The 25,590-nt window shown below is 72.4% G+C and carries 25 protein-coding genes and 1 pseudogene; 12 read left to right on the top strand and 14 right to left on the bottom strand.

Features of this window, described 5'->3' with window-relative positions; genetic code table 11:
* Positions 1–5: 5 nt before the first annotated feature.
* Complete coding sequence (locus ACFYPR_RS17735; protein WP_355065590.1) at positions 6–857, bottom strand: GDSL-type esterase/lipase family protein; 852 nt, start codon at positions 855–857, stop codon at positions 6–8.
* A gap of 187 nt (positions 858–1,044) precedes the next feature.
* Between ACFYPR_RS17735 and ACFYPR_RS17730 the strand changes: the two genes are divergently transcribed.
* Genes ACFYPR_RS17730 through ACFYPR_RS17710 form a run of 5 tightly spaced genes read left to right on the top strand, consistent with a single transcriptional unit; the run spans position 1,045 to position 5,620 of the window.
* On the top strand, positions 1,045–1,308 hold the full coding sequence (locus ACFYPR_RS17730; protein ID WP_354858297.1) for a DUF6343 family protein: 264 nt from the start codon (positions 1,045–1,047) through the stop codon (positions 1,306–1,308).
* A gap of 12 nt (positions 1,309–1,320) precedes the next feature.
* A complete protein-coding gene (locus ACFYPR_RS17725; protein ID WP_387260898.1) occupies positions 1,321–2,736 on the top strand; it encodes an NADP-dependent succinic semialdehyde dehydrogenase in 1,416 nt (471 codons plus the stop codon).
* A 52-nt stretch (positions 2,737–2,788) separates the two neighbouring features.
* Entirely contained in the window at positions 2,789–3,754 is a 966-nt protein-coding gene (locus ACFYPR_RS17720) for a TIGR03885 family FMN-dependent LLM class oxidoreductase (RefSeq protein ID WP_363935918.1), read from the top strand.
* A gap of 37 nt (positions 3,755–3,791) precedes the next feature.
* Entirely contained in the window at positions 3,792–5,366 is a 1,575-nt protein-coding gene (locus ACFYPR_RS17715; RefSeq protein ID WP_387260894.1) for a Na+/H+ antiporter, read from the top strand.
* Positions 5,363–5,620: a UBP-type zinc finger domain-containing protein gene (locus tag ACFYPR_RS17710; protein WP_387260892.1), complete on the top strand. Its 258-nt coding sequence runs from the start codon at positions 5,363–5,365 to the stop codon at positions 5,618–5,620. Before ACFYPR_RS17715 ends, ACFYPR_RS17710 begins: the two co-directional genes overlap by 4 nt.
* A gap of 43 nt (positions 5,621–5,663) precedes the next feature.
* On the opposite strand, the gene ACFYPR_RS17705 is transcribed toward ACFYPR_RS17710, so the two are convergent.
* The 5 genes and pseudogenes from ACFYPR_RS17705 to ACFYPR_RS17685 form a co-directional block, all read right to left on the bottom strand.
* The gene (locus ACFYPR_RS17705) at positions 5,664–6,989 is read right to left on the bottom strand and encodes an MFS transporter (RefSeq protein WP_387260889.1); all 1,326 of its coding nucleotides are present in this window, start codon (positions 6,987–6,989) and stop codon (positions 5,664–5,666) included.
* Positions 6,989–7,129 carry a hypothetical protein gene (locus tag ACFYPR_RS17700; RefSeq protein WP_354858284.1) on the bottom strand — a complete coding sequence of 47 codons (141 nt, stop codon included), beginning with the start codon at positions 7,127–7,129 and terminating at the stop codon, positions 6,989–6,991. Before ACFYPR_RS17700 ends, ACFYPR_RS17705 begins: the two co-directional genes overlap by 1 nt.
* Positions 7,130–7,440: 311 nt before the next feature.
* Positions 7,441–8,690: pseudogene (locus ACFYPR_RS17695) on the bottom strand (DUF222 domain-containing protein).
* 145 nt (positions 8,691–8,835) lie between these two features.
* Positions 8,836–9,099 carry a hypothetical protein gene (locus ACFYPR_RS17690; RefSeq protein ID WP_387260887.1) on the bottom strand — a complete coding sequence of 88 codons (264 nt, stop codon included), beginning with the start codon at positions 9,097–9,099 and terminating at the stop codon, positions 8,836–8,838.
* A 75-nt stretch (positions 9,100–9,174) separates the two neighbouring features.
* Positions 9,175–11,784, bottom strand: a complete 2,610-nt coding sequence (locus ACFYPR_RS17685) for a glycoside hydrolase family 9 protein (protein ID WP_387260884.1) — start codon at positions 11,782–11,784, stop codon at positions 9,175–9,177.
* Positions 11,785–12,057: 273 nt separating this feature from the next.
* Between ACFYPR_RS17685 and ACFYPR_RS17680 the strand changes: the two genes are divergently transcribed.
* Complete coding sequence (locus ACFYPR_RS17680; protein WP_234587811.1) at positions 12,058–12,783, top strand: PP2C family serine/threonine-protein phosphatase; 726 nt, start codon at positions 12,058–12,060, stop codon at positions 12,781–12,783.
* A gap of 7 nt (positions 12,784–12,790) precedes the next feature.
* On the opposite strand, the gene hrpB is transcribed toward ACFYPR_RS17680, so the two are convergent.
* The 3 genes from hrpB to ACFYPR_RS17665 are packed head-to-tail and all read right to left on the bottom strand — an operon-like array spanning position 12,791 to position 16,405.
* The gene (gene hrpB / locus ACFYPR_RS17675) at positions 12,791–15,310 is read right to left on the bottom strand and encodes an ATP-dependent helicase HrpB (RefSeq protein WP_387261240.1); all 2,520 of its coding nucleotides are present in this window, start codon (positions 15,308–15,310) and stop codon (positions 12,791–12,793) included.
* 28 nt (positions 15,311–15,338) lie between these two features.
* Complete coding sequence (locus ACFYPR_RS17670; RefSeq protein ID WP_354858273.1) at positions 15,339–15,539, bottom strand: DUF397 domain-containing protein; 201 nt, start codon at positions 15,537–15,539, stop codon at positions 15,339–15,341.
* Between the two features lie 41 nt (positions 15,540–15,580).
* Entirely contained in the window at positions 15,581–16,405 is an 825-nt protein-coding gene (locus ACFYPR_RS17665; RefSeq protein WP_354858353.1) for a helix-turn-helix transcriptional regulator, read from the bottom strand.
* A gap of 184 nt (positions 16,406–16,589) precedes the next feature.
* Here ACFYPR_RS17665 and ACFYPR_RS17660 point away from each other — a divergent pair, with 184 nt between their 5' ends.
* The 3 genes from ACFYPR_RS17660 to ACFYPR_RS17650 are packed head-to-tail and all read left to right on the top strand — an operon-like array spanning position 16,590 to position 19,375.
* The gene (locus ACFYPR_RS17660) at positions 16,590–17,216 is read left to right on the top strand and encodes a GPP34 family phosphoprotein (RefSeq protein ID WP_354858351.1); all 627 of its coding nucleotides are present in this window, start codon (positions 16,590–16,592) and stop codon (positions 17,214–17,216) included.
* A gap of 48 nt (positions 17,217–17,264) precedes the next feature.
* Positions 17,265–18,788, top strand: coding sequence for an APC family permease (locus tag ACFYPR_RS17655; RefSeq protein ID WP_354858271.1), 1,524 nt, complete (start codon positions 17,265–17,267; stop codon positions 18,786–18,788).
* Positions 18,785–19,375, top strand: coding sequence for a GNAT family N-acetyltransferase (locus ACFYPR_RS17650; RefSeq protein WP_354858269.1), 591 nt, complete (start codon positions 18,785–18,787; stop codon positions 19,373–19,375). The genes ACFYPR_RS17655 and ACFYPR_RS17650 overlap by 4 nt, the downstream gene beginning before the upstream one ends.
* 117 nt (positions 19,376–19,492) lie before the next feature.
* Here ACFYPR_RS17650 and ACFYPR_RS17645 read toward each other — a convergent pair whose 3' ends face one another.
* Positions 19,493–20,326, bottom strand: coding sequence for a SigB/SigF/SigG family RNA polymerase sigma factor (locus ACFYPR_RS17645; protein ID WP_354860179.1), 834 nt, complete (start codon positions 20,324–20,326; stop codon positions 19,493–19,495).
* A 379-nt stretch (positions 20,327–20,705) separates the two neighbouring features.
* Between ACFYPR_RS17645 and ACFYPR_RS17640 the strand changes: the two genes are divergently transcribed.
* Positions 20,706–21,461, top strand: coding sequence for a hypothetical protein (locus ACFYPR_RS17640; RefSeq protein ID WP_387182005.1), 756 nt, complete (start codon positions 20,706–20,708; stop codon positions 21,459–21,461).
* Here ACFYPR_RS17640 and ACFYPR_RS17635 read toward each other — a convergent pair.
* Positions 21,410–22,999 carry a phospholipase D-like domain-containing protein gene (locus ACFYPR_RS17635; protein ID WP_355065767.1) on the bottom strand — a complete coding sequence of 530 codons (1,590 nt, stop codon included), beginning with the start codon at positions 22,997–22,999 and terminating at the stop codon, positions 21,410–21,412. The two genes, ACFYPR_RS17640 and ACFYPR_RS17635, sit on opposite strands and share 52 nt — an antisense overlap.
* 128 nt (positions 23,000–23,127) lie before the next feature.
* Here ACFYPR_RS17635 and ACFYPR_RS17630 point away from each other — a divergent pair, with 128 nt between their 5' ends.
* Positions 23,128–23,256, top strand: coding sequence for a hypothetical protein (locus ACFYPR_RS17630; RefSeq protein WP_354860174.1), 129 nt, complete (start codon positions 23,128–23,130; stop codon positions 23,254–23,256).
* 158 nt (positions 23,257–23,414) lie between these two features.
* On the opposite strand, the gene ACFYPR_RS17625 is transcribed toward ACFYPR_RS17630, so the two are convergent.
* Entirely contained in the window at positions 23,415–23,738 is a 324-nt protein-coding gene (locus ACFYPR_RS17625) for a hypothetical protein (RefSeq protein WP_363935743.1), read from the bottom strand.
* Between the two features lie 47 nt (positions 23,739–23,785).
* Between ACFYPR_RS17625 and ACFYPR_RS17620 the strand changes: the two genes are divergently transcribed.
* Positions 23,786–24,184, top strand: a complete 399-nt coding sequence (locus ACFYPR_RS17620) for a hypothetical protein (protein WP_363935745.1) — start codon at positions 23,786–23,788, stop codon at positions 24,182–24,184.
* Positions 24,185–24,228: 44 nt separating this feature from the next.
* On the opposite strand, the gene ACFYPR_RS17615 is transcribed toward ACFYPR_RS17620, so the two are convergent.
* The gene (locus ACFYPR_RS17615) at positions 24,229–24,609 is read right to left on the bottom strand and encodes a hypothetical protein (RefSeq protein ID WP_363935747.1); all 381 of its coding nucleotides are present in this window, start codon (positions 24,607–24,609) and stop codon (positions 24,229–24,231) included.
* A 40-nt stretch (positions 24,610–24,649) separates the two neighbouring features.
* On the bottom strand, positions 24,650–25,411 hold the full coding sequence (locus tag ACFYPR_RS17610; protein WP_363935749.1) for a DUF6928 family protein: 762 nt from the start codon (positions 25,409–25,411) through the stop codon (positions 24,650–24,652).
* Positions 25,412–25,590: the final 179 nt, after the last annotated feature.

Below are 25,590 nucleotides of genomic sequence, written 5' to 3'. Positions count from 1 at the left end.
GTGGTTCAGTCGGCCAGGCCGGACGAGCGCCAGGTCACCTCGGCCAGCCGGCCCTGACCGGTGGCGTTGGGGTGGAACCAGTCCAGCGGGTTGAGCAGGTCCAGGGTGAAGCGGACCTTGTGCGCCGCGCCCCCGTCGTGCCGGCAGCGCGACCCGTACGCCCGGCAGGCCGCCACCAACTGCGCGTTGTACGCGTCGATCCGGGCCCGGACGGCGGCCCGGCGGGCCTTGTCGGCGGGCGCCGTCGACGTCGCGTTGGCCAGTAGCGCCGGGCAGATGCCCCGCCGCCACGCTCGTGCCGCCCGCGCGTCGCCGTGCCCCACCTCCCAGAGCCGGTAGAGGTCGGGGATGCTCACCACCAGCACCCGGGCCTTCGGCCGGCCGGTCCGCAACACCCGCAGGCCCCGGTCGACGTCGGCCCGGAACTGGGTCACCGGGGTCATCGCGTCCACGCCGCCCCGACAGATGTCGTTGGCGCCGATCAGCACGGTGACGTAGTCGGCGCGGTCGCGTACGGCCGCCTGGGCCTGGCCTTCGAGGGCGTCGGCGCGGGCGCCGGGCCGGGCGTGGTTGTACGCCTTGCCGCGGATCGCGGGATTCTGGTCGAGCAGCCGGCGATAGTGGCTCTGCACCCGCAGGCCGTCCCCGGTCGACCAGGAGTTGCGCTCGCAGGAGGTGAGCACCAGGCAGGAGGCGAAGCCGGTGCTGATCGAGTCGCCGAGCGCGGCGATGCCGCCGGGCCCGCCGGACGACGGCGGGCTCTTCGTGGGACGGGGGGAGGCCGACGTGCCGCCCTCGCAGGCCAGCGCGACCAGCGCGGCGAGACAGGCCAGGGCGGCAACCCAGCGTCGAGGCATGACATCCCCCGTCTCGCAGCACAGAGCGACAGCGCGGTAACTCTATGCGCTGGACGTGGTCGGGCGGGAAGTTGCTGTCGGGTATGTGGCCGAGCGCCGTCGAAAGAGCCGCATGAGTGCTATAAGCGCCACCAGCGCGCGCGATTGCTACCGGTTAACAGCGCCGATCGGGGGTAGCTCAGGAGGTATGACGAGATCGCAGCCCCGGCGTGCCCGTGGCACGGTCGGCCACGCGTACAGCGCGCTGAACCTCCGGCTCACCCTCGCCGGCTTCGGGTTGGTGATCATGGTGCTGTTCGCGGTGCTGGCGTTCTGGGCGGGGCTCGCCTGGCTCGGCGTGCTCTGCGCGATCTTCGCAGTCGTCGCCGTGGTCGACCTGGTCGTGATCCAGCGCCGCCGCGCCGCTCGCCGCCGTGAGGAGCCGGGCGTACGACACTCGCTGTTCGAGTGACAGGAGGACGAGATGCCCCACATCGCCACCACCAACCCCGCCACCGGCCAGGTGCTCAAAACCTACGAGGCGATGTCCACCGAACAGCTCGACGCCGCCATCGAGCGCACCAACCTCGCGTACCGGCAGCTGCGCGGCACCACCGTCGACCAGCGCGCCCGGTGGATGAACGCCGCCGCCAACCTGCTGGACGCCGAGCGCGACGAGATCGCCCGGATCATGACCACGGAGATGGGCAAGACGTACGTCGCGGCCCAGGCCGAGGTGACCAAGTGCGCCACGGCCGCCCGCTTCTACGCCGACAAGGCGCCCGCGTTCCTCGCCGACCAGCCGGCCGACGCCGCCGCCGTGAAGGCGACCCGGGCGTTCATCCGCTACCAGCCGATCGGCGTGGTGCTCGCGGTGATGCCGTGGAACTTCCCGCTCTGGCAGGTGATGCGCTTCGCCGCCCCGGCGCTGATGGCCGGCAACACCGGCCTGCTCAAGCACGCCTCGAACGTGCCGCAGACGGCGCTGCTGCTGGAGGACGTGTTCCGTCGCGCCGGCTTCCCCGAGGGGGCGTTCACCACAGTGCTGGTGGGCTCGGACGCCGTCGAGCGGATCCTCGCCGACCCCCGGGTCCGCGCGGCCACCCTCACCGGCAGTGAGGCGGCCGGGCGCTCCATCGCCCAGATCGCCGGCCGGGAGGTCAAGAAGACCGTGCTGGAGCTGGGCGGCAGCGACCCGTTCGTGGTGATGCCCTCGGCCGACCTGGACGCCGCCGCCGAGGTGGCCACCACGGCCCGCTGCCAGAACAACGGCCAGTCCTGCATCGCCGCCAAGCGGTTCATCGTGCACACCGACGTCTTCGACGCCTTCGCCGAGAAGTTCGCCGCGAACATGGCCGCGCTGCGCGTCGGCGACCCCATGGACCCGGGCACGGACGTGGGTCCGCTGGCCAGCGAACGCGGTCGCGACGAGGTGCACGCCCAGGTGCGCGACGCGGTGGACAAGGGCGCGACGGTGCTCTGCGGCGGCGAGTTGCCCGCCGGCGACGGGTGGTACTACCCGCCGACCGTGGTCACCGACCTCACGCCGCAGATGCGGATGTGGTCCGAGGAGGTCTTCGGGCCGGTCGCCGGCCTGTACCGGGTGTCCTCGTACGAGGGGGCGATCGAGGTGGCCAACGGGACCAGCTTCGGCCTCGGGTCGAACGCCTGGACCCGGGACGCGGCCGAGCAGGAGCGCTTCGCCACCGACCTGGACGCCGGCAACGTCTTCATCAACGGGATGACCACCTCCTACCCGGAGCTGCCGTTCGGCGGCGTGAAGAACTCCGGCTACGGCCGGGAGCTGTCCGAGCTGGGCATGCGGGAGTTCTGCAACATCAAGACGGTCTGGGTGGGCGAGGGCGCGGCTTCCGCCGGCGCCGGCGCGCACGCCGAGTAGCTCCCCGCGCGGCACGCATCACCGGACGCCGTCATGGGTAGGAAGTACGCCCATGACGTCGTTCGGATTCCACGCCTCCCACGAGCAGATCCCTCCGCGCGCCCTGCTGGAGGCGGTGATGCACGCCGAGCGGGCCGGCTTCGACGCCGCCATGTGCTCCGACCACTTCTCCCCGTGGAGCGCCCGGCAGGGCGAGTCCGGCTTCGCCTGGTCCTGGCTGGGCGCCGCGCTGCAGGCCACCGGCATGCCGTTCGGCGTCGTCAACGCCCCCGGCCAGCGGTACCACCCGGCGATCATCGCGCAGGCGATCGGCACCCTCGGCGCGATGTACCCGGGTCGGTTCTGGGCCGCGCTGGGCACCGGCGAGGCCAGCAACGAGCACATCACCGGCGACCCGTGGCCGCGCAAGGACGTCCGCGCCGCCCGGCTGCGCGAGTGCGTGGACGTGATCCGGGCGCTGCTGGCCGGCGAGGAGGTCAGCCACGACGGTCTGGTCCGGGTGGACCGGGCCCGGCTGTGGACCCGCCCCGAAGAGCCGCCCGCGCTGGTCGGCGCGGCCGTCAGCGTGGCCACGGCCCGCTGGTGCGCCGAGTGGGCCGACGGGCTGATCACCGTGAACGCGCCGGTGGAGCACCTGCGCGAGATGATCGACGCGTACCGGGACGCCGGTGGCCGCGGCCCACTGCACCTCCAGGTGCACGTCTCCTGGGCGCCGGAGCAGGCGCAGGCCGAGGCGCTCGCGTACGACCAGTGGCGCAGCAACGTCTTCGCCCCTCCGGTCTGCTGGGACCTGGAGACCGTCGAGCACTTCGACGTCGTCTCGGCCGACGTGCCACCCGAGCGGATCGCCCAGGTGGTGAACATCTCGGCCGATCTGGGCCGGCACGTCGGCTGGCTGGAGGAGTACGTGGCGCTCGGCTTCGACCAGATCGCCCTGCACCACGTCGGGCAGGAGCAGCGCGGGTTCATCGACGCGTTCGGCGCCGAGGTGCTGCCGAAGCTGCGCCCGGGCGGCTGATCGGGCGTCGGCCGACCGACCCCTAGGCTCGTACCCCATGGAAAGCCTGTTTCCGGTCGTCGTCTTCCTGGCGATCGCCACCCTGGGCGCGGCGCTGGCCCGCCGGCTCGGCCTGCTCGCGCCGATCGTGCTGGTCGTACTCGGCCTGGCGCTTTCGTTCGTGCCGGGCTTCCCGCAGATCCGGCTCGACCCGGAGCTGGTGCTGATCGGCATCCTGCCGCCGCTGCTGTACGTCGCGGCGTTGGAGACGTCGGTGCCGGCGTTCAAGAACAACATCCGGCCGATCCTGCTGCTCGCCGTGGGCCTGGTGCTGTTCACCGCGTTCGCGGTGGGCGTCGTGCTGCACCTGCTGCTGCCGCAGGTCCCGTTCGCGATCTGCCTTGCCCTCGGCGCGGTGGTCGCCCCGCCGGACGCCGTGGCCGCCACGGCCGTCGCCCGCCGCGTCGGGCTGCCCCGCCGGGTGGTCACGATCCTGGAGGGGGAGAGCCTGGTCAACGACGCCACCGCGCTGGTGCTGCTGCGGGTCGCGACCATGGCCTCCATCGGCACGGCCGTCGGCACCGACAAGATCGCCCTCGAGGTGCTGCGGTCCACCGGCGGCGGCATCCTGATCGGGGCGCTCGGGGCGCTGGTCTTCGGCTTCCTGCACCGGCGGATCAGCGACCCGCTGCTGGACAACGCGCTGTCGTTGATCATCCCGTTCGCGGTGGTGTTCACCGCCGAGCACCTGCACGCCTCCGGTGTGGTCGCGGTGGTCGTCACCGGTCTGGTGCTCGGGCACAAGCTGCCGCAACTGCTGTCGGCGGCGTCCCGGTTGCAGGTCGGCGCGTTCTGGCGGCTGGTCCGGTTCCTGCTGGAGGGACTGGTCTTCCTGCTGGTCGGGCTGCAACTGCGGGAGGTGCTGCGCGAGCTCGACGAGCCGACCGGCTCGCTGGTCCTGATCACCTTCGTGGTGCTCGCCACCGTCTTCCTGACCCGGTTCGTGTGGCTCTTCCCGGCCACCTACCTGGCCCGGTTGGTTCCCCGGATCCGCCGTCGGGATCCGGCCCCGTCACCGAAGTTCCCGATCATCATCGGGTGGGCCGGAATGCGGGGCGTGGTGACGCTCGCCGCCGCCCTGGCCCTCCCGCTGACCCTGGCCGACGACGAGCCGTACCCCCGGGCCCTGTTCATCTGGTTGGCCTTCGCGGTGATCGTGGTCACCCTGGTCGGTCAGGGCGCCACGCTGCCGCTGGTCGCCCGGCGGTTGAAGCTGCCCCAGGACGACCCGGTGCAGGACGCGTTGTCGGCCGCCGGGGTGCAGCAGCAGGCCAGCAGGGCCGCACGGGACCGGTTGGAGGAGTTGGCCGAGAGCGCACCGGGGTCCGTGGTGGATCGGCTGCGCCGGGTGCAGGAGGACCGCACCAACATGGCCTGGGAACGGCTCGGCGGCGACGAGCGGGAGACCCCGTCGCAGGCGTACGGTCGGCTGCGACAAGAGATGATCGACGCCGAGCGGGACGTGTTCCGCGCCGCCCGGGACGCCGGTCGAATTCCTGAGGAGGTGCTGGTGCGGGCCTATCGTGACCTGGACCTGGAAGAGTCGTTGCTGCGGCAGGAGGTCGAGCAGTGAGCTGTCAGCACCTGACCGAGGCCGGCACCGTCGAGCCGCGCACCCCCGACGAGTGCGCCGACTGCGTCGCCATCGGCGACACCTACTGGGTGCACCTGCGTACGTGCCTGAGCTGCGGCCAGGTCGGCTGCTGCGACTCGTCGCCGAACCAGCACGCGAGCAAGCACTTCGCGTCCACCGGCCACCCGGTGATCCGCTCGGCGCAGCCGGGCGAGGCCTGGCGCTGGTGCTTCGTCGACGAGGAGATCGGCTGACCGGTCCCGGACGGCGCTGGCCGGCCTGGCGCTCGGCCACCGCTCACCGGCCGCCGGTCCGGCCCGGCGTCGCGGGGCGGCCGGCCAGGGCCCACCGGGTGAGCGCGGGGCTGGCCAGGCCCACCACGGCGAAGAGCGCGCCGACGGCCAGCCAACCGGGCATCCCGCCGTCGAGCACCACGAGCGCCAACAGGGCCGGGCCGGCGGCGCGGGCCAGACCGGCCAGCATGCCGTCCGCTCCCTGGTAGGCGCCGACCGCGTCCGGCGGGGCGAGGTCGTAGGCGAGTCCCGCTCCACCAGCGCTGTGCCACAGGTCACCGGCGGTGTAGACGACGGTGGCGACCAGCAGCAGTGCGACAGCCGCAGCGGTGGGCAGGCGGGCGGTGGCCGCGTACAGCAGCATCGTGGCGGCCAGCACCAGGCCGGCCCGGCGCATCGTCCGCGCCGCCGCAGCGGCGGTGTCCGCGCCGCGGCTCAGAGGTACCGCCAGCAGGACGGTGAGCACCGTGTTGGTCAGCAGCACCGCCGACACGACCGGCGGGGGCGCTCCGACCACGGTCACCGCCCAGAGCGGCACCACCAGCGTGAGGACCGTCTGATGCAGGGCGAGCACCGCCGACGCGCCACTGACCGCGAGGAAACGGCCGTCACGCAGCGGCCGTCCACGGCGGGCAGTGACCGTCGGGGCCGGCACGGTCGTGGGCTGCGCAGCCGGGGCTGGCACGGTCGGGCGCTGCGCGGTCGTGGGCTGTGCGGTTGGGGCCGGCGCGGTTGTGGGCTGCGCGGTTGGGGGACAGGCCGGCAGCCGCAACAGCAGCGCCGCCGACACGAGATAGGTGGCCGCGTTGCCAGCCATCAGGATCTGGTACGCCAGGCGCGTGTCGGCGGCCAGCGCGAACCCGGCCAGACCCGCCCCGACCGCGATGCCCAGGTTCGCCACCGCCCGTAGCGTGGCGAAGGCGTGCACCCGACCCTGCGGGCCGGCGACGGCGGCGACCAGCGCGGCGCGGACCGCGAGGTTGCCCGAGGTCAGCAGCAGGTCGAGCACCGCCACGACCAGGAACACCGGAAACGAGCCGACCAGCAGGTACGTTGCCGCGACCACAGCCTGGAGCACCTGGAGGACGGCTCGCAGCGTACGCGGGTCGCGCCGGTCGGCCAGACTGCCGAGCGGCACGCTGGCGGTCAACCCGACCAGCCCGGCGACGCTGAGCCCGACGCCCACCTGGGCGGCGGACAGCCCCACGTCCCGGGTGAGATAGATGGCCGCGCCGGTCAGCCACAGTCCCGAACCGACGGTGTTCGCCAACGTGGCGAGGGAGAGGGTGCGCAGCCGCCCGGCCGGCGGCAGCGGCGACACACCCCGCATCAGCGTGAGATGACCATGGCCGAGGCGGAGTCGATGACCCGGTCGCTGTGGGTGGCTGGGTCGCCGTCGGTGGCCTGGGCGCGGCGCGTGGCCCGGTTGTTCCCGGTGGCCCGTTCGAACGTGTCGCCGTTGACCGTCATGGTGGCAACGCTAGGCAGGCCGGGCGGAGTTGGCGGTCCCGAAAGACGCGAGGCCGGTCACACCGCTCCGCCACGATGGCATGCACTCCGGGGGGCATGCCGTCGGCGACGCTCCGGTGCGCGGTACGCCTGTCGTTCCGCCGTCTTCTGGCGGACGAATCGGGTGCGGCACTAGCCAGGAGAGTCCGTAGGGATGCCGCCGGACGGCGAGCGACACCGTCCTCAGGAGGCGGCGGCGCTCGGCGCGCACGCGCGATGTCGTACGCGGGCTTGGGTGCCGGGCTCGTCATGCCTGGCCGGATGGGCCGCGGTCACGTCCGCCGGTGGTAGTGGTTGCGGCGGGGGAGTTGGTCGGGGTCGAGCCAGGCCGGTGGAATGAATTCGGGGTGGCCGTCGAGGCCCAACCGGACGGTCCAGTCGCCGTGGTGGAGGTGTCGGTGGTGGTGCCCGCAGAGGAGCACTGCGTTGGGCAGGCTGGTGTCGCCGCCGTCGGCCCAGTGTCGGATGTGGTGGGCGTCGCACCAGCGGGGTGGGCGGTCGCAGCCGGGGAAGGCGCAGCCGCGGTCGCGCAGGACGAGGGCGCGGCGGAGTGGGCCGGTGATGAGGCGGCGTTGTCGGCCGACGTCGAGGGTCTGGCCGGCGCTGCCGAGGACGGCGGGGAGGATGGCGGCGTCGCAGGCGAGGCGGCGGACCGTCTCCGGGGTGAGGCGGGGCCGGTGTCGAGGGTGCCGGCGTCGAGCTGCCGGGCCAGCGTGTCGAAGCTGGTGGTGACGACGATCTGCGCGGGCTCGCCGCCGTGCTCGGGTAGCTCGCCGGTGCGCAGGGTGAGGCGGCAGAGGTCGGCGAGGGCGTCGTGGCGGCGTTGCCCGGGACTGCGCGCGTCGTCTGGGCCGGACGGCGCGGTCAGCGGGTCGATCGCGGCGCGGAGCAGGCCGCCGGCCTCGGCGTCCAGGGTGCCGCTCAGCCGCAGGCGGCCGTCCGACAGCTCGGACAGGGTGACGTGACGGTCCCGGTCGGAGCGGCGGGCCTCGGCCTCCAACGCGGCCCGGGCAGCGGCTTCGGCGACCTCCGGTGCGACATGGTCGAGGATCCGGGTGCCCAGCTTGCGCAGGAGAGTCGGCTCGAACTGCCCGGCCCACCCGACCAGCACGCCGACCGCCTTGTCGGCGGCCTCGGCGCCGGCGGCCATGTGCACCGTGCTGACCGTGTCGCCGATGACGCGGGCCTGCTCCACTGTGATGTCGCCGCCGGCCAGAGCGGCGCGCACCCCCGGCGCTCCGGTGTCCAGCGCGCTGGCGAGGTCGACCAGGCGGCGGGCGGCGGAGACCGTGAGTCGTAGCCGCTCACGCAACCAGACGGCCGTCGAGGACGCGCCCTGCGCCTGGGCCGTGCCGCGGCCGTCCAGCTCACGCACGAGGGCCAGCTGCACGGCCGCCAGGCGCTGCTCAAGCCGGTGCGCGGTGTCGAGTGCCGCGACGAGGTCGGGCTCGGTGAGTGCCCAGGCCGGCGCGTCGACGCACGCCGCGACCGCCGCCTCAGCCTGCGTCAACTCCTCCACCATGGACCGAGAATAGAACAGGCGTACGACAACTTTGATGCATGCCTACATCGGCGGTCGTCTCATGCGGCTCAGGCTGGTTGCCGGGTGCGGGCCGCTCTGCTGTCCCGATTGCCGCCGGCCGTCAGATCGACAATGGAAGCGGGCCTCAGGGCATGCCGCCGGAGTCGCTGGCGACGCCGCTGTCGTAGGCCCGGTTGTCGTCCCCGCCGTAGCCCTCGCCGCGCAGACTGCCACGGCGCTGGCGGCGCTGCTCGTGCCCGCTGGTCCGGATCGCCTGGCGGGCTCGGCGCATCGCCTCCTCGGGCCCGTCGGCCCGGGTGCGGCGACGGCGCCGCAGTGCGAAGACCGGCAGGACGGCCAGCAGTAGCGCTGCCGCCGCCCCGGCCAGGAGCCAGGTTCGTCCATCCATGCTCGTGATGGTAGGTACGCAGGTCCAGCCGTGCTGGTGGCCGCCCGGGGGAGGGCGGCCACCAGCCGTGCCTGTTCAGGACAGCGAGCAGGGGTTTCCGTTGACGGTGACCAGACCCGGCCTGGGGTTGGCGCCGCCGTTGGTCGTGGCGTTGAAGCCGAACGTCACCGTGCCGCCGGGCGCGATCTTGGCGTTGTACGACTCGTTGCGTGCCGTCACCGTGGCGCCGGCCTGGGTGACCTTCGCCAGCCATGCCTCCCGGACGCGCTGGTCACCGGTGAACGCGAACCGCACGGCCCAGCCGTTGACGGCGGTGGCGCCGGTGTTGCGCACGGTCAACTGCGCCGTGAAGCCGGTGCCGCCCTGCCAGGCGCCGTAGTTGACGTAGCTCACCGAGCAGGTGCTGGCCGGCACCGCGCCGGCCTCGCCCTGGTCGGCCAGGAACGAGGAGATCCAGGCCAACGCCGAGTTCCAGTTGATCGCGACCTCGTTGGTCGAGTACGAGTTGATGTCGTCGACGTAGCAGAACATCGGCTTGCAGCCGGCGAGCAACTGCGCCGCGAACGGATCCTGCAGGGCCGCGTTCGCGCCACCGGCGAGGGAGCCGTCGGGCGGGCGGGGCAGGTCGGGGTTGAGCTGGTGGCCGAAGATCCGGCTGTGCTGGTTCTGCGCGTTGTGTTCGCCCCAGCCGGTGACGTACGAGATGTTCAGGGCGTTGCGGCCGAGGATGTAGTCCATCGCCTGGACGGCACCGTCGCGGTAGGCGGCGTTGCGGGTCAGGTCGAAGGCGGTGGCCAGGACGATGGCGTTGTTGATGATGCTGCTGTTGCCGCCCCAGAAGTAGCTGTTGGCGTCACCGGGCATCGGCAGCCCGTACGCCTGCCGGCGCAGCTCGGCCAGGTACGCGTCGGCGGCGCCGGTGACCGAGGCGCGGACCCGGGTCAGCTCGGCGGCCGGCAGCCCGCTCGGCACGGTGGCCAGGTCGAGGCGGCCGAGCGCCGCGACGCTCTGCCAGCCGAAGCCCCGCGGGTCGAACACGTCGCCGGTGTGGTGCGGCGAGGCGCTCAGGTCGGTCAGGTAGGTCTGCTCCCCGGTGCTGAGGTACAGCTCGACCGCCGCCCAGTAGAACTCGTCGGTGACGTTGCTGTCGTCGTACGCGCCGCCGCCGGTGCCGTCGTTGGGGCTGGCGTACACCGCGGGATGGGCCTTGGCGGCGGCGTAGGCCGTCTTCGCGGCAGTGGCGCAGCGGCGGGCGAACGCCGCGTCGTAGGGGGCGAACAGCCGCGCGCACTGGGCGGCGGTGGCGGCCAGGTTGAGGGTGGCCGCGGTCGACGGCGGGTGCAGCTCACGTGGCTGCGGGTCGTCCTGCGGGGCGAGCGGCAGCCCGGTCCAGTTCTGGTCGTGGATCTTGTGGTGGACCATGCCGGCGAGGGGCTTGCCGGCCGGCACCTGCATGCGCAGCAGGAACTCCAGCTCCCAGCGGGCCTCGTCGAGGATGTCCGGCACGCCGTTGCCGCGCTCGGGCACCCGCAGCGAGCCGTCGGCCAGCCTCGCGCCGCCGTCGGCGGTGGCCGCCGTCTTGGTCCGCTCGAACGTGTTGAGCAGCTGGTAGGTGGCGATGCCGCCGTTGACCACGTACTTGCCGTGGTCGCCGGCGTCGTACCAGCCGCCGCGCACGTCGAGGGAGTAGTCGCAGACGCCCGGCTGGCAGGGCACGCTGGTGTCGCCCCGGTTGGGCGCGACGCCGAGGTGGCCGGCGGGGCGGGCGTACTCGTCGCCGATCAGGTCACCGTCGATGGCGATGCCGCTGCGCTGGGCGTAGAAGAACTGCAACGAGTCGGCGCGCAGCCGGTCGTAGAGGGTGCCGGAGATGTCGAACGGGTGGCTGGTCTCGCCGTCGACGGTCAGGGTCAGCCCGCTGCCCGGCGTGCGGTAGCTGGAGAAGTCGACGGTCTGCACGTTCTGCCCGGAGGCGGCGTCCACGCCGCGTGTGGTGGTCGTGCCGCTGGCCAGGACGGCGCCGGCGGCCGAGCGCAACTGCCAGGGCAGCGGCCCGGTGGCCTCGGTGACCACTGTGGCGTTCTTCGGGCCACCGGGCAGGTAGCCGACCTGGTTGACGCGCACCCGTGGCCCGGTGTCCGGCTCGTACGGCTCAGGCGGCTCGCCGCCGCGCAGCGAGACGTCGTCCAGGCAGATGGTCTGCGTCGCGGCGCTGCCGCCGACCTGGAAGATCAGTTGGGCGTTCGGGTTGTCGTCCGGCACGGTGAAGGTCTTCTCGACCCGCTGGGCGGTGCCGGTCGCGGTGGCGTCCACAGCGGCGTACGTCGTGTACGGGGCGCTGCCGAGCTGCAGCACGGCCTTGACCGCCGCGCCGGGGGTGGCGGAGACGGCGAAGCCGAGGGTGTATTCGGCGCCTGCGATCAGCGGCACCCCGTCCTGGCCGATGCCGGCGTCCCAGGGGTTGGCCAGCCCGCCGGGGACCGTGGTGCAGAGCCGGCCGTCGGTGACCGCGAGCGCGCCGGTGCCGAAGGAGAACCAGGGGCTCACGCCGGCGCTGAAGTCGCCGTTGTCGATCTGCTCGGGGGCGTCCGGTGGAGGGTCGGCGTGGGCCGCGCCGGCGCCCGCGCCGGTGAGGGCCAGAGTGGTCGCCGCAGCCAACAGGAGGCGGCGTCGGGATGGCGTCACGGGGAGTCCTTCCGGGACGGGAAGAGGAACGGTGATGGTGGTGCGGTGGTGTCGGAAACCTGGGAGCGCTCCCAAGTATCGGCTCGATGTTTCCAGCGGCGGATCGCCCTGTCAATTGATCCGACTGGATGGGTTCTGGCGCGCGACGAGGGCGGCCGGTCCGGCCGCGCACTGTCGTCGCGTCGGCCGGGCAACGTGAGATTGGCCGCGCCACGCCCCGTCGTCCTGATCTCCTAGAGACAACTGCGCCCTTCGCCTGGCAGGCTGCCTCCCATGACCCTGAAGCTGCGTTCCGTGGGAACGAGCGACCGTGGGCTGATCCGCAGCGGAAACCAGGACGCCCTACACGCCGGCACCTGGCTCGTCGCCGTCGCCGACGGCATGGGCGGAATGGCCGCCGGTGACCTGGCCAGCTCGCTCACCATCGACGCGGTCGCTCCGCTGGACGTGGAGACACCCGAGGACGCTCTGGTGGCCGCCCTACAGGACGGCATCGCGCTGGCCACCGCCCGCATCCGGCAGGCGGTCGCCGACGACCCCGAGCGCCAGGGCATGGGCACCACGCTGACCGCCCTGCTCTTCGCGCGTACCGGCAGCTGCCTGGCCCTCGCCCACGTCGGAGACTCGCGGGCCTACCTGTTCCGCGAGGGTGTGCTCAAGCAGGTCACCCGCGACGACACCTTCGTCCAGATGCTCGTCGACCAGGGCGTGATCACCGCGGACCAGGCGAGCAGCCACCCGCGCCGGGCGGTCGTCACCCAGGCGTTGCAGGGCGAGGACGTCTCCCCGTCGTACGCGACGATGGTGCCCCGGGCCGGCGACCGGTGGCTGCTGTGCAGCGACGGCCTCTCCAACGTCGTCCGCCCGGACACCCTGGCCGAGGTGCTCACCGGCTACCCGGACCGGTCCGCCTGCGCCGGCAAGCTGATCGACCTGGCGCTGCACGCGGGCGGGCCGGACAACGTCACAGTGGTGGTGGCCGACGTCGTCGAGGAGTAGCCCCTCCTCAGCGCCGACGCGGCGCGGCACGCCGGGTTGGCGTCGCCGTGCCCGGGTCCTCCGGCCACGGATGTCGGGGATAGCGGCCGCGCAGCTCCGAGCGGACCTGCGGATAGCCGGTACGCCAGAACGACGCGAGATCCGCGGTTACCGCCACCGGGCGGCCGGCGGGGGAGAGCAGGTGCAGCAGCACCGGCACCCGGCCGCCTCCGACGCGCGGGGCCGCCGGCCAGCCGAACGTCTCCTGAAGCTTGACCGCCAGCACCGGCGCCGCCGGATCGGCGTAGTCGACCCGTATCCGCGAGCCGCTGGGCACCTCGATGCGTTCCGGCGCCAGCTCGTCGAGGCGCGCGGCCTGGGCCCACGGCAACAGCCGGCGCAGCGCCGAGGTCACGTCCACACGGCTCAGGTCGGCGCGTCGCCGGGCAGCGGCCAGTTCCGGCCCCAGCCACGTCGGGGCGGTCGCGAGCAGCGCCTCGTCGCTGACGTCGGGCCACTCGTCGCCGAGGTGGTGCCGGCAGAACGCCATCCGCTCGCGCAGCCCCCGTGCCGCCGGCGTCCACGGCAGCAGCCCCAGCCCCTCCTGGCGCAGGCCGGACAGCAGCGCCGCCGCCACCTCCGCCCGGTCCGGGCGGTCCAGCCGCCGCGCCACCAGCTCGATCGCGCCCAGCCGGGTCACCTCCCGGGCCACCACGTCCCCGTCGGACCAGCCCACCTCGCGGCGCGTGGACAGCAGCGGGCCGGCCGCCTCTCGGGCGGTCGCCTCGTCCAGCGGGGTGGCCCGGCGGATCCGCGCCGACGGCGCGCCGGGGCGGCGGTCGGCGACGGCCACCGCGAGCCAGTCGGACCCGGCCAGCCCCGACCCGACCGCCAGCTCCGCGGCGGTCCCACCCGTCATGAGGTACGCGGACCCGCCCGGCCGCCGCACCCGGGCCAGCCGCTCGGGGTACGCGAGACCGACCAGCAGCCCGGCGGCGAGATCGTCGGTGAGTCCGCCCGAGGCGGCCCGCCCACCGGCGGGCAGCGCGGCGCGTAACCGGCGTACCTCGGTGCGCCAGCGGGCCGTGGCGCCCGCGTCGGTCCCGGCGCGCAGCCGACGCCAGCCGGCCACCAGGTCGTCGCCCGGGCCGGCCGCGCTCTCCTCGGCGAGCAGGGCCACCACCTCGGCGGCGCGGTCCGCGCCGACCCGACCGGCGCCGTCGAGCAGCGCACGAGCCAGCCGCGGGTGCGCCCCGGCGGAGGCGATCACCCGGCCCCGCCCGGTGATCCGGCCCGTCCCGTCGACCGCGCCCAGCGTCTCGAGGGTGTCCCGGGCCACCGCCATCGCCGCGGCCGGCGGCGGATCGGGCAGCGCCAGCCCGACGCCGTCGGGGCGCCCCCAGGCGGCCAGCTCCAACGCGAACCCGGTCAGGTCGGCGGTGGCGATCTCCGGCTCCGGCCGGGCGGGCAGCCGCTCGTGGGTCGCCTCGGACCAGCAGCGGTAGACGTACCCCGGGGCCTCCCGGCCGGCCCGGCCAGCCCGCTGGGTGGCGGCGGCCCGGGAGACCGGCACGGTGATCAGCGCGCCCAGTCCACGGGCCAGATCGATGCGGGGCACCCGGGAGAGTCCGGCGTCCACCACCACCCGCACGCCCGGCACGGTGAGGCTCGTCTCGGCCAGCGCGGTGGACAGCACCACGCGACGCCGGCCGTCGGGGACGCCGGGACGCAGGGCCGCGTCCTGCTCGGCGGCGCGCTGGCGGCCGTGCAACGGCAGCAGGTCGACGGTGTCCCGCAGGTCGCCGAGCCGTCCGGCGACCGCGGCGATCTCTCCGGCCCCGGGCAGGAAGACCAGCACGTCGCCGTCGTGCTCGCGTAGCGCCCGACGGACGGTGGCGGCCACGTGGTCGAGCAGGGCGCGGTCCACCGGCCCGGCCCCCGGCGGCGCGACCGGCCGCGGCGGCGGCGCCCAGATCCGCCGTACCGGGTGCAGCGCCGACTCGGCCCGGACCACCGGGGCGGCGGCGGTCCCGCCGAGCAGCGCGGCGAACCGGTCGGTGTCCGGCGTGGCGGACATCGCGAGCAGCCACAGGTCCGGTCGGAGGGTGGCCCGGGCCTCCACCGTGAACGCGAGTGCGAGGTCGGCGTCGAGCTGCCGCTCGTGGCACTCGTCGAGCAGCACCGCACCGGTGCCGGGCAGCTCCGGGTCGTGGTGCAGCCGGCGGACCAGCAGGCCGGTGGTGACCACCTCGATCCGGGTGGCCGGGCCGACCCGACGCTCGCCGCGTACGGCGTAGCCGACCCGGTCGCCGAGGCGCTCGCCGAGCAGCTCGGCCATCCGCCGGGCCGCGGCGCGTGCCGCCACCCGCCGGGGTTGGGCGATCACCACCCGGCCGTCGACCCGGTCGGCCACCGCCAACGGCGCGAGAGTGGTCTTGCCGGTGCCCGGCGGGGCCACCAGGACCGCGGCGCCGGCCGCGTCGAGCGCGGTCAGCAGCGCCGGCAACGCCGGACGGACCGGCAGGTCCAGGGTTACGTCGGAGAGCACGGCCCAGTCTCGCACCGGTGCGGGGGACTCAGCCGCGACGGACCTCGGGAAGACCGTGCAGGAACGAACGCCAGGCGGCCGAGCCGAACGCGAGCACCGGGCCGGAGCGATCCTTGCTGTCCCGGACGGCGACCCGACCGTCGACTGTCGCGACCTCCACGCAGTTGCCGTTGCCACTGCTGCGCGTGCTGGTGCGCCAGTCCGCCCGGGTCAGGTCGAGCGCCGTCATCCGTGGTACCTCTCGTCTGCGTCGGCGTGCCGCAGACGCGGTCACGCAAAGTTACGAGAAGCCTCCTTGAGGTGGGTCAGCGACGCCCCCGGATCGAGTGCCATCCGGCACAGCTCCTCGTGCAGAAGGCTATACCCGAGCACATGATCGGCATCCTCCAGAGCCAGGCCCATCGTAAGGTTATCCAGGTAAACCACTGACGCGTCGGCGGCGTCGGCGAAGTTGAGGATCACGTACGGGGTGGTCATCGCCGGATGCTCGCCGGCCGCGAACGGCAGTACCTGAATTGTCACGTTGGGTAACTGGGCGATGTTGCTCATGTGGGCCAGTTGCTCGGCCATCACGGCGGGGCCGCCGACCGGGCGCAACAGCACGGCCTCGTTGAGCACCACCGACAACCCGACGGGGTCCTCGCGGCGCAGCACCTCCTGGCGGCGCAGCCGGGCCGCGACCTTGCGCTCCACGCCGTCCTCGCCGGCCGTGCGGCGGAAGATCGCCCGGGCGTACGCCTCGGTCTGCAGCAGTCCGGGCACCGACTCGGCCTCGTACGTGCGCAGCGCCGCCGCCTCCGCCTCCAGTCCGACGTAGAACTCGAACCACTCCGGCAACACGTCGCTGTAGTTCTGCCACCAGCCGCGCTGCTGCGCGCCCCGGGCGATCTCGATCAGCGCCTCGGCGTCCGCGCCGGTGACCTGGTACAGGGCGAGCGCCGCCCGCACGTCGCGGGGCTTGATGCCGATCTGCGCGGTCTCGATCCGGGACAGGTTGCTCTTGGACATGTCGAGCTGGCGGGCGGCCACGTCGAGGGTCATGCCCGCCCGTTCCCGGAGCTGGCGGAGCTCGCGTGCGATGCGCCGACGGCGCACGGTGGGGCTGGCGGCGGGCCGGATGGTGGAGGCGGCGGTCACCGTCCGAGTCTGTCACGACAAGATCCGCAGGTCGCGCCTGCACGGAGTGCAACTTTCAAATCTGGGAGTTGCGTTGCAGTAGCCGTCGGTGCATCCTTTTCCGGGCGCGAACACTGTGGACACAGCCGAGCGGGAGGACCGTTTGCTCATCGCCGACGAGTTCTTTCTCATCGCCCACAACGACACCCGCGGCAAGGCCAAGCTCCACCCGGCGGCGACCGGCCTCGGCCTGGCCGCCGGGCTCCTCGGTGAGCTGACCCTCTACGGGCACATCACCGTCTCGGGTGGACAGGTCACCGTCATCGACCGGCGCCCACCCGCCGACGCGCTGGCGCACACCGTGCTCGACCAGTTGATCGGTGAGTCGCAGCACCGGGCCGTGAACGTCTGGCTCAGCTTTCTGGCGCAGAGCGCGACGACCTCGGTGGGCGAGCGGCTCGCCCGGGCCGGCGTACTGCGCCGCCACGAGAGCCGGCGGCTGCTCCGTACCTCGGTCAGCTATCTGCCGATCGACCTCAACGCCGTGGCCTGGCCGGCCACCCGGCTGCGGGCGCTGCTGGAACGCCCCGACCCGCCGAGCGTGCCGGACGCGCTGCTGCTCGGCCTGGTCGTGGCCGCCGGGCTGACCCGCGAGGTGCTGTGGAGCGCCGGCCCCCGCGCCCACCACCGGCTGAACGTCCTCATCCCCGCGCTACCGGCGCCCCTGAAGGAGCTCGTCGGGCACACCGAGGCCGCCGTCGGCGCAGCCGTGCTGCGCGGCATCCCCTGATTCCCCCGGTAACCCCAACCCCTCCCCCTCGACATCCGGAGTAGTCGTATGCCATCGACATCGACAGTCGACCGACCCAGCAATGTCTCCGAAGCCCTCGCGAGGGGACGCCTCGGCGTCCCCTCGGTCATCTTCTTCGTCCTGTCCGCAGCCGCGCCGCTGACCGTGGTGGCCGGCGTCGTCACCACCGGCTACGGCGTCATCGGCGTGACCGGCATCCCGCTGGCCTTCCTGGTGGTCGCCGCAGTGCTCGCCCTGTTCTCGGTCGGCTACGTGGCGATGTCCCGCCAGGTCGAGAACGCCGGCGCCTTCTACGCCTACATCTCGCGTGGCCTCGGCCGGCCGGCCGGCGTCGGCGCCGCCTGGGTGGCGCTGATCGCGTACAACGCGCTCCAGGTCGGGCTCTACGGCACCATCGGCGTCGCGGCCGAGCCGGTGCTCGACCGGATCTTCGGCGGACACCCGCACTGGTCGATCGTCGCCCTGGTGGCGTGGGCGCTGGTCGGCCTGCTCGGCCTGCTGCGGGTCGACATCAACGGCCTGGTGCTCGCCGCGCTGCTGGTCGCCGAGATCGTGGTCATCCTCGTCTTCGACCTGGGCCAGCTCGGCAACCCGGCCGACGGTCAGGTGAGCTTCGCCGCCCTGTCGCCGGACAACCTCTTCGTGCCGGGGGTGGGCGCGGTGCTGGTGCTGGCCATCCTCGGGTTCGTCGGCTTCGAGTCCGCGGTGGTGTTCAGCGAGGAGAGCAAGGACCCGAAGCGGACGGTGCCGCTGGCGACGTACCTCTCGGTGGCGATCATCGCCGGGCTGTACGCGCTCTCGTCCTGGACCATGACCGTCGCCGTCGGGCCGGACAAGATCGTCGCTGAGGCCGGGGAGCAGAGCGTCGGGCTGATCTTCAACCTGGCCGCCGCCCAGCTCGGCGACACCGCGGTCACCATCGGGCAGGCGCTCTTCCTGACCTCGGTGCTCGCCGCGATGATCTCGTTCCACAACACCACGGCCCGCTACACCTTCGCGCTGGGCCGGGAGCGGGTGCTGCCGGCGGTGTTCGGGCAGACCTCGCCGCGGACCGGCTCGCCCCGGGCCGCGTCGCTGGCACAGAGCGTCCTCGGCCTGCTGGTCATCCTGCTCTACACCGTCAACGGCTGGGACCCGGTGGTCCAGCTGTTCTTCTGGGGCGGCACCACCGGCGGGTTCGGCGTCCTGCTGCTCATCGCCACCACCTCGGTGGCGGTGATCGCCTACTTCGTCCGCCACGGCGGCGAGACCCTCTGGCGCCGGGCCATCGCACCCGGCCTGGCCACCGTCGCACTCGTCGTGATCATCTGGTTGGCCGTGTCGAACTTCGCCAACCTGCTCGGCGTCGCACCCGACTCCAACCTGCGCTGGGAGCTGCCCGCCGTCTACCCGGTGGCGGCCGCGCTCGGCATCGCGTGGGCGCTGCTGCTGCGCACCAACCGTCCGGACACGTACGCCCGGATCGGTCTCGGCGCGGCGAGCGCCGCGGCGGCCGTGCGGTCGGGGGAGCAGCCGACGCCGACGCCGGCTGGTGCGGAGGTGTCCCGATGAGCGTGGCCGTCGAACGGCTCGGGCCGCAGGACACGGCGCTGGTCGCCAACCGGATCGCCGAGGCGTTCACGGCCCTGGAGGTGACCTCCTGGCTGGTGCCCGACGCGAGCAAGCGCGAGGCCGTGCTGGCCGGGGACTTCGAGATCCTGGTCGACCACGCGATGCGGCACGGGTTCGTGCACGCCACCGCGGACCGGGCCGGAGTCGCGGTCTGGTTTCCGTCGGTCGGTGAGCCGGCCCCGCCGCCGCCTGACTACGACGCCCGGCTCGCCGCCGCGTGCGGCGAGTGGACCGACCGGTTCCAGCATCTCGACGAGTTGTTCGCGGCGAACCACCCGCATCCGGACCACCACCACATGGCCTTCCTGGCCGTGCAGCCGGGACGGCAGGGGCACGGGTTGGGCACCGCGTTGATGAGGCACCACCACGCCTGGTTGGACGCCAACGGGATGCCTGCCTACCTGGAGGCGAGCAGCCCGCGCAGCCGGGACCTGTACGCGCGGCACGGTTACCGGGCCGGCGAGCCCTTCCGGGTGCCCGACGGCACGCCGTTCTGGCCGATGTGGCGGGAGCCCGCCGGCCGCTGACGGGACCGGCCGGGCCGCTGCCCCTGAGGGAGCGACCCGGCCGGTGCGCCGTTCGAACGTCCCGACACACGATGAAGGGCCGGGTCCACGCTGACCCGGCCCTTCATCGTGTGGTGCCTAGTACGTGCCGTCGAGCTGGCCGCGCAGCTTGGTCAGCGCCCGGGCCAGCAGCCGGGAGACGTGCATCTGCGAGACGCCGATCTGGTCGGCGATCTGCGACTGGGTCAGGTTGCCGTAGAACCGCAGGGTGAGGATCTTCTGCTCACGCTCGTCGAGCGTGGCCAGCGCGGGGCCGAGGGCGACCCGCAGCTCGGCCAGCTCGAACTCGTTGTCCTCGCCGCCGAGCATGTCACCCAGCTCGGTGGCCCGCTCGCCGTCGCCGGTCGGGGTGGACAGCGACACCGCGTTGTACGCGCGGGCGCCCTCCAGGCCCTCCAGGACCTCTTCCTCGGTGAGCTTGAGGTGGGCGGCGATGTCGGCGACCGTCGGCGAGCGGCCGAGGGTCTGCAGCAGCGAGCTGTTGGCGTCGGAGATGGCCAGCCGCAGCTCCTGGAGGCGGCGCGGCACCCGGATGTCCCAGGTGCGGTCGCGGAAGTGCCGCTTGAGCTCGCCGATGATGGTGGGGATCGCGTAGCCGGCGAAGTCGACACCGCGGGACGGGTCGAACTTGTCGATGGCCTTGATGAGGCCGACGGCGGCGGTCTGCGCCAGGTCGTCGGTCGGCTCGCCCCGCCCGCTGTAGCGGTGGGCGAGGTGGTTGGCCAGCGGCAGCCAGGCCTCGATCGCGCGGTCCCGCAGAGCGGCGCGCGACGGGTGGTTGGCGGGCAGTGCGGCCATGGCGTTGAGCAGGTCGGCGGCGCTGTCGGTGAGCGCCCGCGGGTCCAGCTTGGTGGTGCTCGTCTGCTCGGCAGCCGTGGTGCTCGCCTGCTCGGTGATCGTTGGCGCGGTCATGGGTGGTCCTCCCTGCACCTCGTCCGCGGACAAAAAGACGTGACGCTTTGGTTTAGCTTCGAATGGGCCGTTCGGGACTCACCTTAACCTGATCGGCTCCGAGAAATCTAGCCGAAAGGTTGATGTACTTAAGGCGTGTTGAACCACAAAACGCGCAAAAGCGGCAGCCGTCGAGCAGGTTGTGGGGTCTCTTACCCATGTGCCGGGCGATCCTGCGGCACCCGGTCGTCCCTCTGGGCCCAACCGGTCGGTGCCGCACCCTCCGCCAAGTGGTCAACATGAAATCCGACATTCGGGCGGCAGTGTCAACTATCCGTCGTTGTCCCGTCGGCGGGACCGGCCGTAGCGTCGCTGGGTAGACACCCGGTTCGGAGGCACCATGCTCGATCCAGCGGCTCCCCAGCTCGTCGTGAACAGTCGCACCCTGTACTTCAGCTGGTTGCCAGCGGATCCTGACGCGGTCGCCGCACTCGTCCCCGCCGGGCTGCGTCCCCGTGCGGACCGGCAGGTGTTCCTCAACCAGTACGTCGTCGAGGACGAGACGCAGACCTCCGGCTTCGGCGCCTACTCGTTGACGTACCTCGGCGTCTCACTCGCGGGCGTGGACGCGCCCGGGGGGCTCAACCCGGGCGGCTGGTGGACCCACTACGTGGCCTCCAGCCGGCTGGTCCGCGAGTACGCCACCGCGCGGGGCGCCCCGGTGCTCGCCGGTCATACCAGGATCGAGGTGAGCGGCGAGGCGCTGCTCGCCGAGACCGAGGCGGACGGGGCGCCGCTGATCCGCGCCCGGTGTCGGGTGGGGGAGACCGGTCACGTGATCAGCAGCGGGCACCACCGCTACTTCACGTGCCGCGACGGCCAACTGCTCAGCTCGGTCTACCCGTTCGTGGCCGAGCCGGTCGCGCCGTTCGAGATCGAGTCGGTGGAGTTCCTGCAACCCCGGCACCCGATGTACGCGCTGCGCCCCGCCAACCCGCTGACCATCGGCTTCGGCTACTTCTCGCCGCGCTCCTCGTTCGCCTACCCCGGCGGCCTGACCGTGCACCCGGGCGGCGCCGGCCTGCCCGAGCCGGCCCGGCAGGTTCACCAGGTGCCGGCCAGCCTGGCGCGCAGCGGCCTGCCGTCGGGGTCGTAGACCAGCCGGTACACCGGCAGCGCCCAGGTGCGGATGTACCAGGGCAGTCGCTCGGGGCGGTGCGGGCGCAGCCGGCCGGGCGGACGATCGCCGACCTGGCCGCCGTCGTACCACCGTTGCAGTTCGTCGGCTGCGGCCGTGATGGCCGCGACGGCGTCGGCCGGGTCGAGCAGGTCGGCGTCGTCCGTGCCGTCCGGGTCCCGGTCCAGGTGCTCGCGCCAGAGCCGCAGCCGCAGGTCCCGGGCGTAGGCGCGTGCCCCGTCGCCGAGGCCCGCCGGGTCGGTGGGCGTCCGCTCGTCGCGCGTGTCGTCGAGCACCGCACAGGACAACTCGCTGTCGTGCGTCCAGGAGCGGCGGTTGAAGTTGTCGCTGCCGACGCTGGCCCAGACGTCGTCGACCACGCAGACCTTCGCGTGCACGTAGACCGGGGTGCCGGCGTGGTTCTCCACGTCGAACACGTGCACCCGGTCCGGCGCGGCACGCTCGCACAGCGACAGCGCCTGCTCCCGGCCGACCATGTTGGGTGGCAGGGCGAGCCGGCCGTCCACGTCCGGGTGCCGGGGCACCACGGCGACCAGGTGCAGCTCGGGATTCTCCCGCAGCGCCTGGGCGAACAGGTTGGCCACCTCGGTCGACCAGAGGTACTGGTCCTCCAGGTAGATGAGCCGTCGCGCGCGGTGGACCGCCTTGGTGTAGCCCCGGGCCACGGTCCGCTCGCCGTCGGGCGCGAAGGAGTAGCGCGGCCGGACGGCGGGGTAGGTGCGCAGCACCTGGATCTGGTGCGGCCCGCACTCGGGCGGGTCGGCGGGCTGCTCGGGCAGCGGGTCCGGCCGCAGGTCCGCGCCGCGCAACCGATCCCGCAGATACGCCATCGGGTTCTCCGAGTCCAGCGGCATCGGGTCGGTCCAGCGCTCCCGGAACACGGTGTCCAGCGCGCCGACCACCGGGCCGCGCACCGCGAGCTGCACGTCGTGCCAGGGCGGGTTCGGGCCGTACCGGGGAGACATCTGCACCGGCTGCGGGTCACCGCCGTGCGCGGCGTCGTCCCGGCGACTGTGGCACAGGTCGATCCCGCCGGCGAACGCTATGTCCCGCTCCGGGGCGCCCGGGTGCCGCAGCACCACCAGCTTCTGGTGGTGCGAGCCGCCGCGGCGGACCCGCTGGTCGAGCAGCACCTCGCCGCCGGCCGCCGAAATCGTCTCGCTGAGGTTGCGGTTCTCGGCCTCGCTGTAGGCCAGCGCGTCCAGGTGTGAGCGCCAGATCAGCCCCTTGACCACCACGCCGCGCTGGGCGGCCTGGGCGAAGAGCTGGGCCACGGTCGGGCCGTCGGGGCGCAGCCGCTGGTCCGGGTCGCCCCGCCAGTCGGTGAAGAAGAGGTGGTCACCGTCGGTCAGCGCCTCCACCTCCTCGACCAGCCGGTCGAAGTACGCCGCGCCGTGAATCAACGGCTCGGCGAGGTTTCCTCTGGTCCAAACGGGTAACCCAGAGACCGGGTTGGCGCGTTCCTGTGCGCTGAGGAACCAGTCCTGTAACGGCACGTCCAGCCCCCCGGAGGTCGACAACGTCCTCACGGTAGGACCCCCGAGGCGGGTCCGCATGCCAGGCCGGCCGAACGGTGACCTGGATGACGACGCGAGCACGACCGAACAGCCGAGGAGGCCACACCATGCACCGCGAGACGACGAACCCCGTGACCGAGTACCGCGAGCCGGCGGTGGAGAGCGAACGGGGTGCGCTGGTAGCGGTGTTGCTGATGGTGATTCTGGGCGTCGCGGGGATTTTCGCGGTCTCCTGACGCTGACGTCTTCGGCCGTCGGGGCGCCGTTGCGTTGATCGTCCGCCGATGCGTTGATCGTCTCCACATCGCCGATGTGGGGTCTTCCGCGCCACGAGATACCCCCACATCACTCATCTGGGGTAGATCAAGGCGAGGGCGGTGGACCAGATGCCGCCTCATCCGTAGGCGTACTCGTCCACGTCGAGCTCTGCCCGCGTCAGTCGGAGGAACTCCAGCACCCGGCCGTCAACATGCCAGCCGAACAACTGGTGCTGACCCGCGAGCTTCTCCAGTCCGTCGACCGGGCCTGACAGGTCGTCTTCCTCGCCGTCCGGATGCTCGAACACACGGACGACCTGCAGACCGATCTGACACAGGTTGACCTGACCGCTCTCGACGCCGGCGAACACGACCAGATCGACTACTGGAAGCCGACGACCGTCGGTGAGCTGCTGTTCAACTTCTGGGATTGAAGACCAGTCCGGGCCGGTGCTCGACACCTGCGTCGTGCCCCGTGATCGTTCGGATCACGCCCTAGGGTGCTCGGGTGAGCTACGAGATGTTCGTCCAGCGGTTCGAGCAGGGCGATGCCGCCCCGATGGCGGCCGATGCGTTCCTGGCCGTCTTCGGGCCCCGCGTCAACCGCCGCGAACCCCCGCACAGCTACTGGCACATCAGCGCCGACGACGGCGGCACGGCAGACGTCTACGCTGCTCTTGTCGACGACACGCTGGGCAGTCTCATGATCAGCCGGTTCTCCGGCGGCGCGGTTCTGGACATGCTCGTCACGTTCATCGGGCTCGCCGATGCCGTTGTGCTTCCACCTGGCTGCCCCACCCTGCTCGCGCACGAAGGGCAGCGGCATCACCTGCCCGAGGGGTTTCGCGCCGACGCAGTGGTCATTCAAACAGGCGCGGACGTTGAACGGGTCCTACAAAGCTGCTAGGCGGTACGTCAACCGTGTGCTGGGCGCATCTGTGTCCTGAGCGATCATCCGGGTACCTCAACCCAGCGGGCGGCCGCGTCGAATGTGTCCATCGGAGTGTTGTTGAAGGCGATCGCCGCCTCGGGCGCGTGCCGACGCACCAGATTGACCACCAGCTCGAACAGTTCCGGCTGATTGCGCACCCCGCCACCAATGACGACGCACTCCCAAGGCTGGGCGCACAGGGCAGTGGTGACCACCGCCTCCACATCGTCGCTGCCGTCGAGGCCGAACAGGCAGAACTCAGCCCCCACTTTGTGTTCGACGAATCGGGCCCTTCCGACTTCGATGCCGTCTGCGACCGGCTTGGGATCCCACGGCCCCGGCACCCGATACGGATCCAACCCGATCACCAGCACGCGGGGTGTGAGGGCTGTTGTGTCCACTGTTGAAGACTACGTGGCGTGGTGCACGGTCATCGACAAGTCAGTTGCAGTCGGACTGCACTTCGTACATCGTGCCGTCCGGTCCCATGCGATACCTCCGAGGCGGCCCCATGGTCCGTAGCGCCTCCGCGTATGCGCCCTCACGGGCTGCCTGTTCCTCGCCGGACCGGTCGGTCACGCGGAAGCCGTGCAAATGCACGGCATCAGCGTCGATATCGTCGGGGGACGGGAGGCCCTCGATGGCGAAGCCGAACAACGCACGCAACGCTTCTTCGCCGAGGTCGAGGGGATGGAATGGCAGCGGGTAGGGGTCCTGGTTGTGCCAGCCTGGTACGGGCTCGACGGGATGCTCACCGGCCCAGTACGGCAACTCGAAGTCGTAGGGCTTGCCGATGCTCTCCTGGATGCCGCCGTCGGGCGACAGTCCCAGCGATCTGACCAATACGCCGTCCTCCCACACCGCGAAGCCGAGCCAGTCCACGACCGAGTGCATCCCGTGGATGATGATTCGGCGGCCCGCTCCAGCTCGGAGCAGGTGCTCCGGTAGTTGGGACGGGCGATCGAGCATGAGCCGTCGGTCGCAGTACAGCTCTGCCCCGGCCAGCACAGTGGCGTACATGACGTCGTCTGGGGGGTAGGTGCCGTCGAGCAGTGTGTTGTCATCAGCGGGTTCGACCAGGTAGCCGGGGTGGATTTGCCGTACCAACGCTTCGGTCTTGGTTCGCTCCGATCGGGTGGCGCCGCGCAGCGTCGGACGGATGTCGCCGTCGGTGAACGCCAGTAGGGCTGTCTTCGCGCCCACGTCACTCCTTTCGGGGCTGCGGTAGGCCCTGTCCCGCAGCCAGCTTTTGGACATGATCGTCTAGCCGAAGGTGTTACAGGTGCGCTGAGACCGATCTGTCACGCAGGTATTGCAACTCGCCTAGGTGTCCGGTCTCGGGACCTGGGTGACACATCGGTATCAGGACCTGCGTGACACTC

It is taken from the genome of Micromonospora sp. NPDC005254 (assembly GCF_042872525.1).
In the GTDB taxonomy this organism is placed as follows: Bacteria; Actinomycetota; Actinomycetes; order Mycobacteriales; family Micromonosporaceae; genus Micromonospora.
Note: the sequence above shows the minus strand (reverse complement) of the source record. Positions and strands in the feature narration are given on the sequence as shown.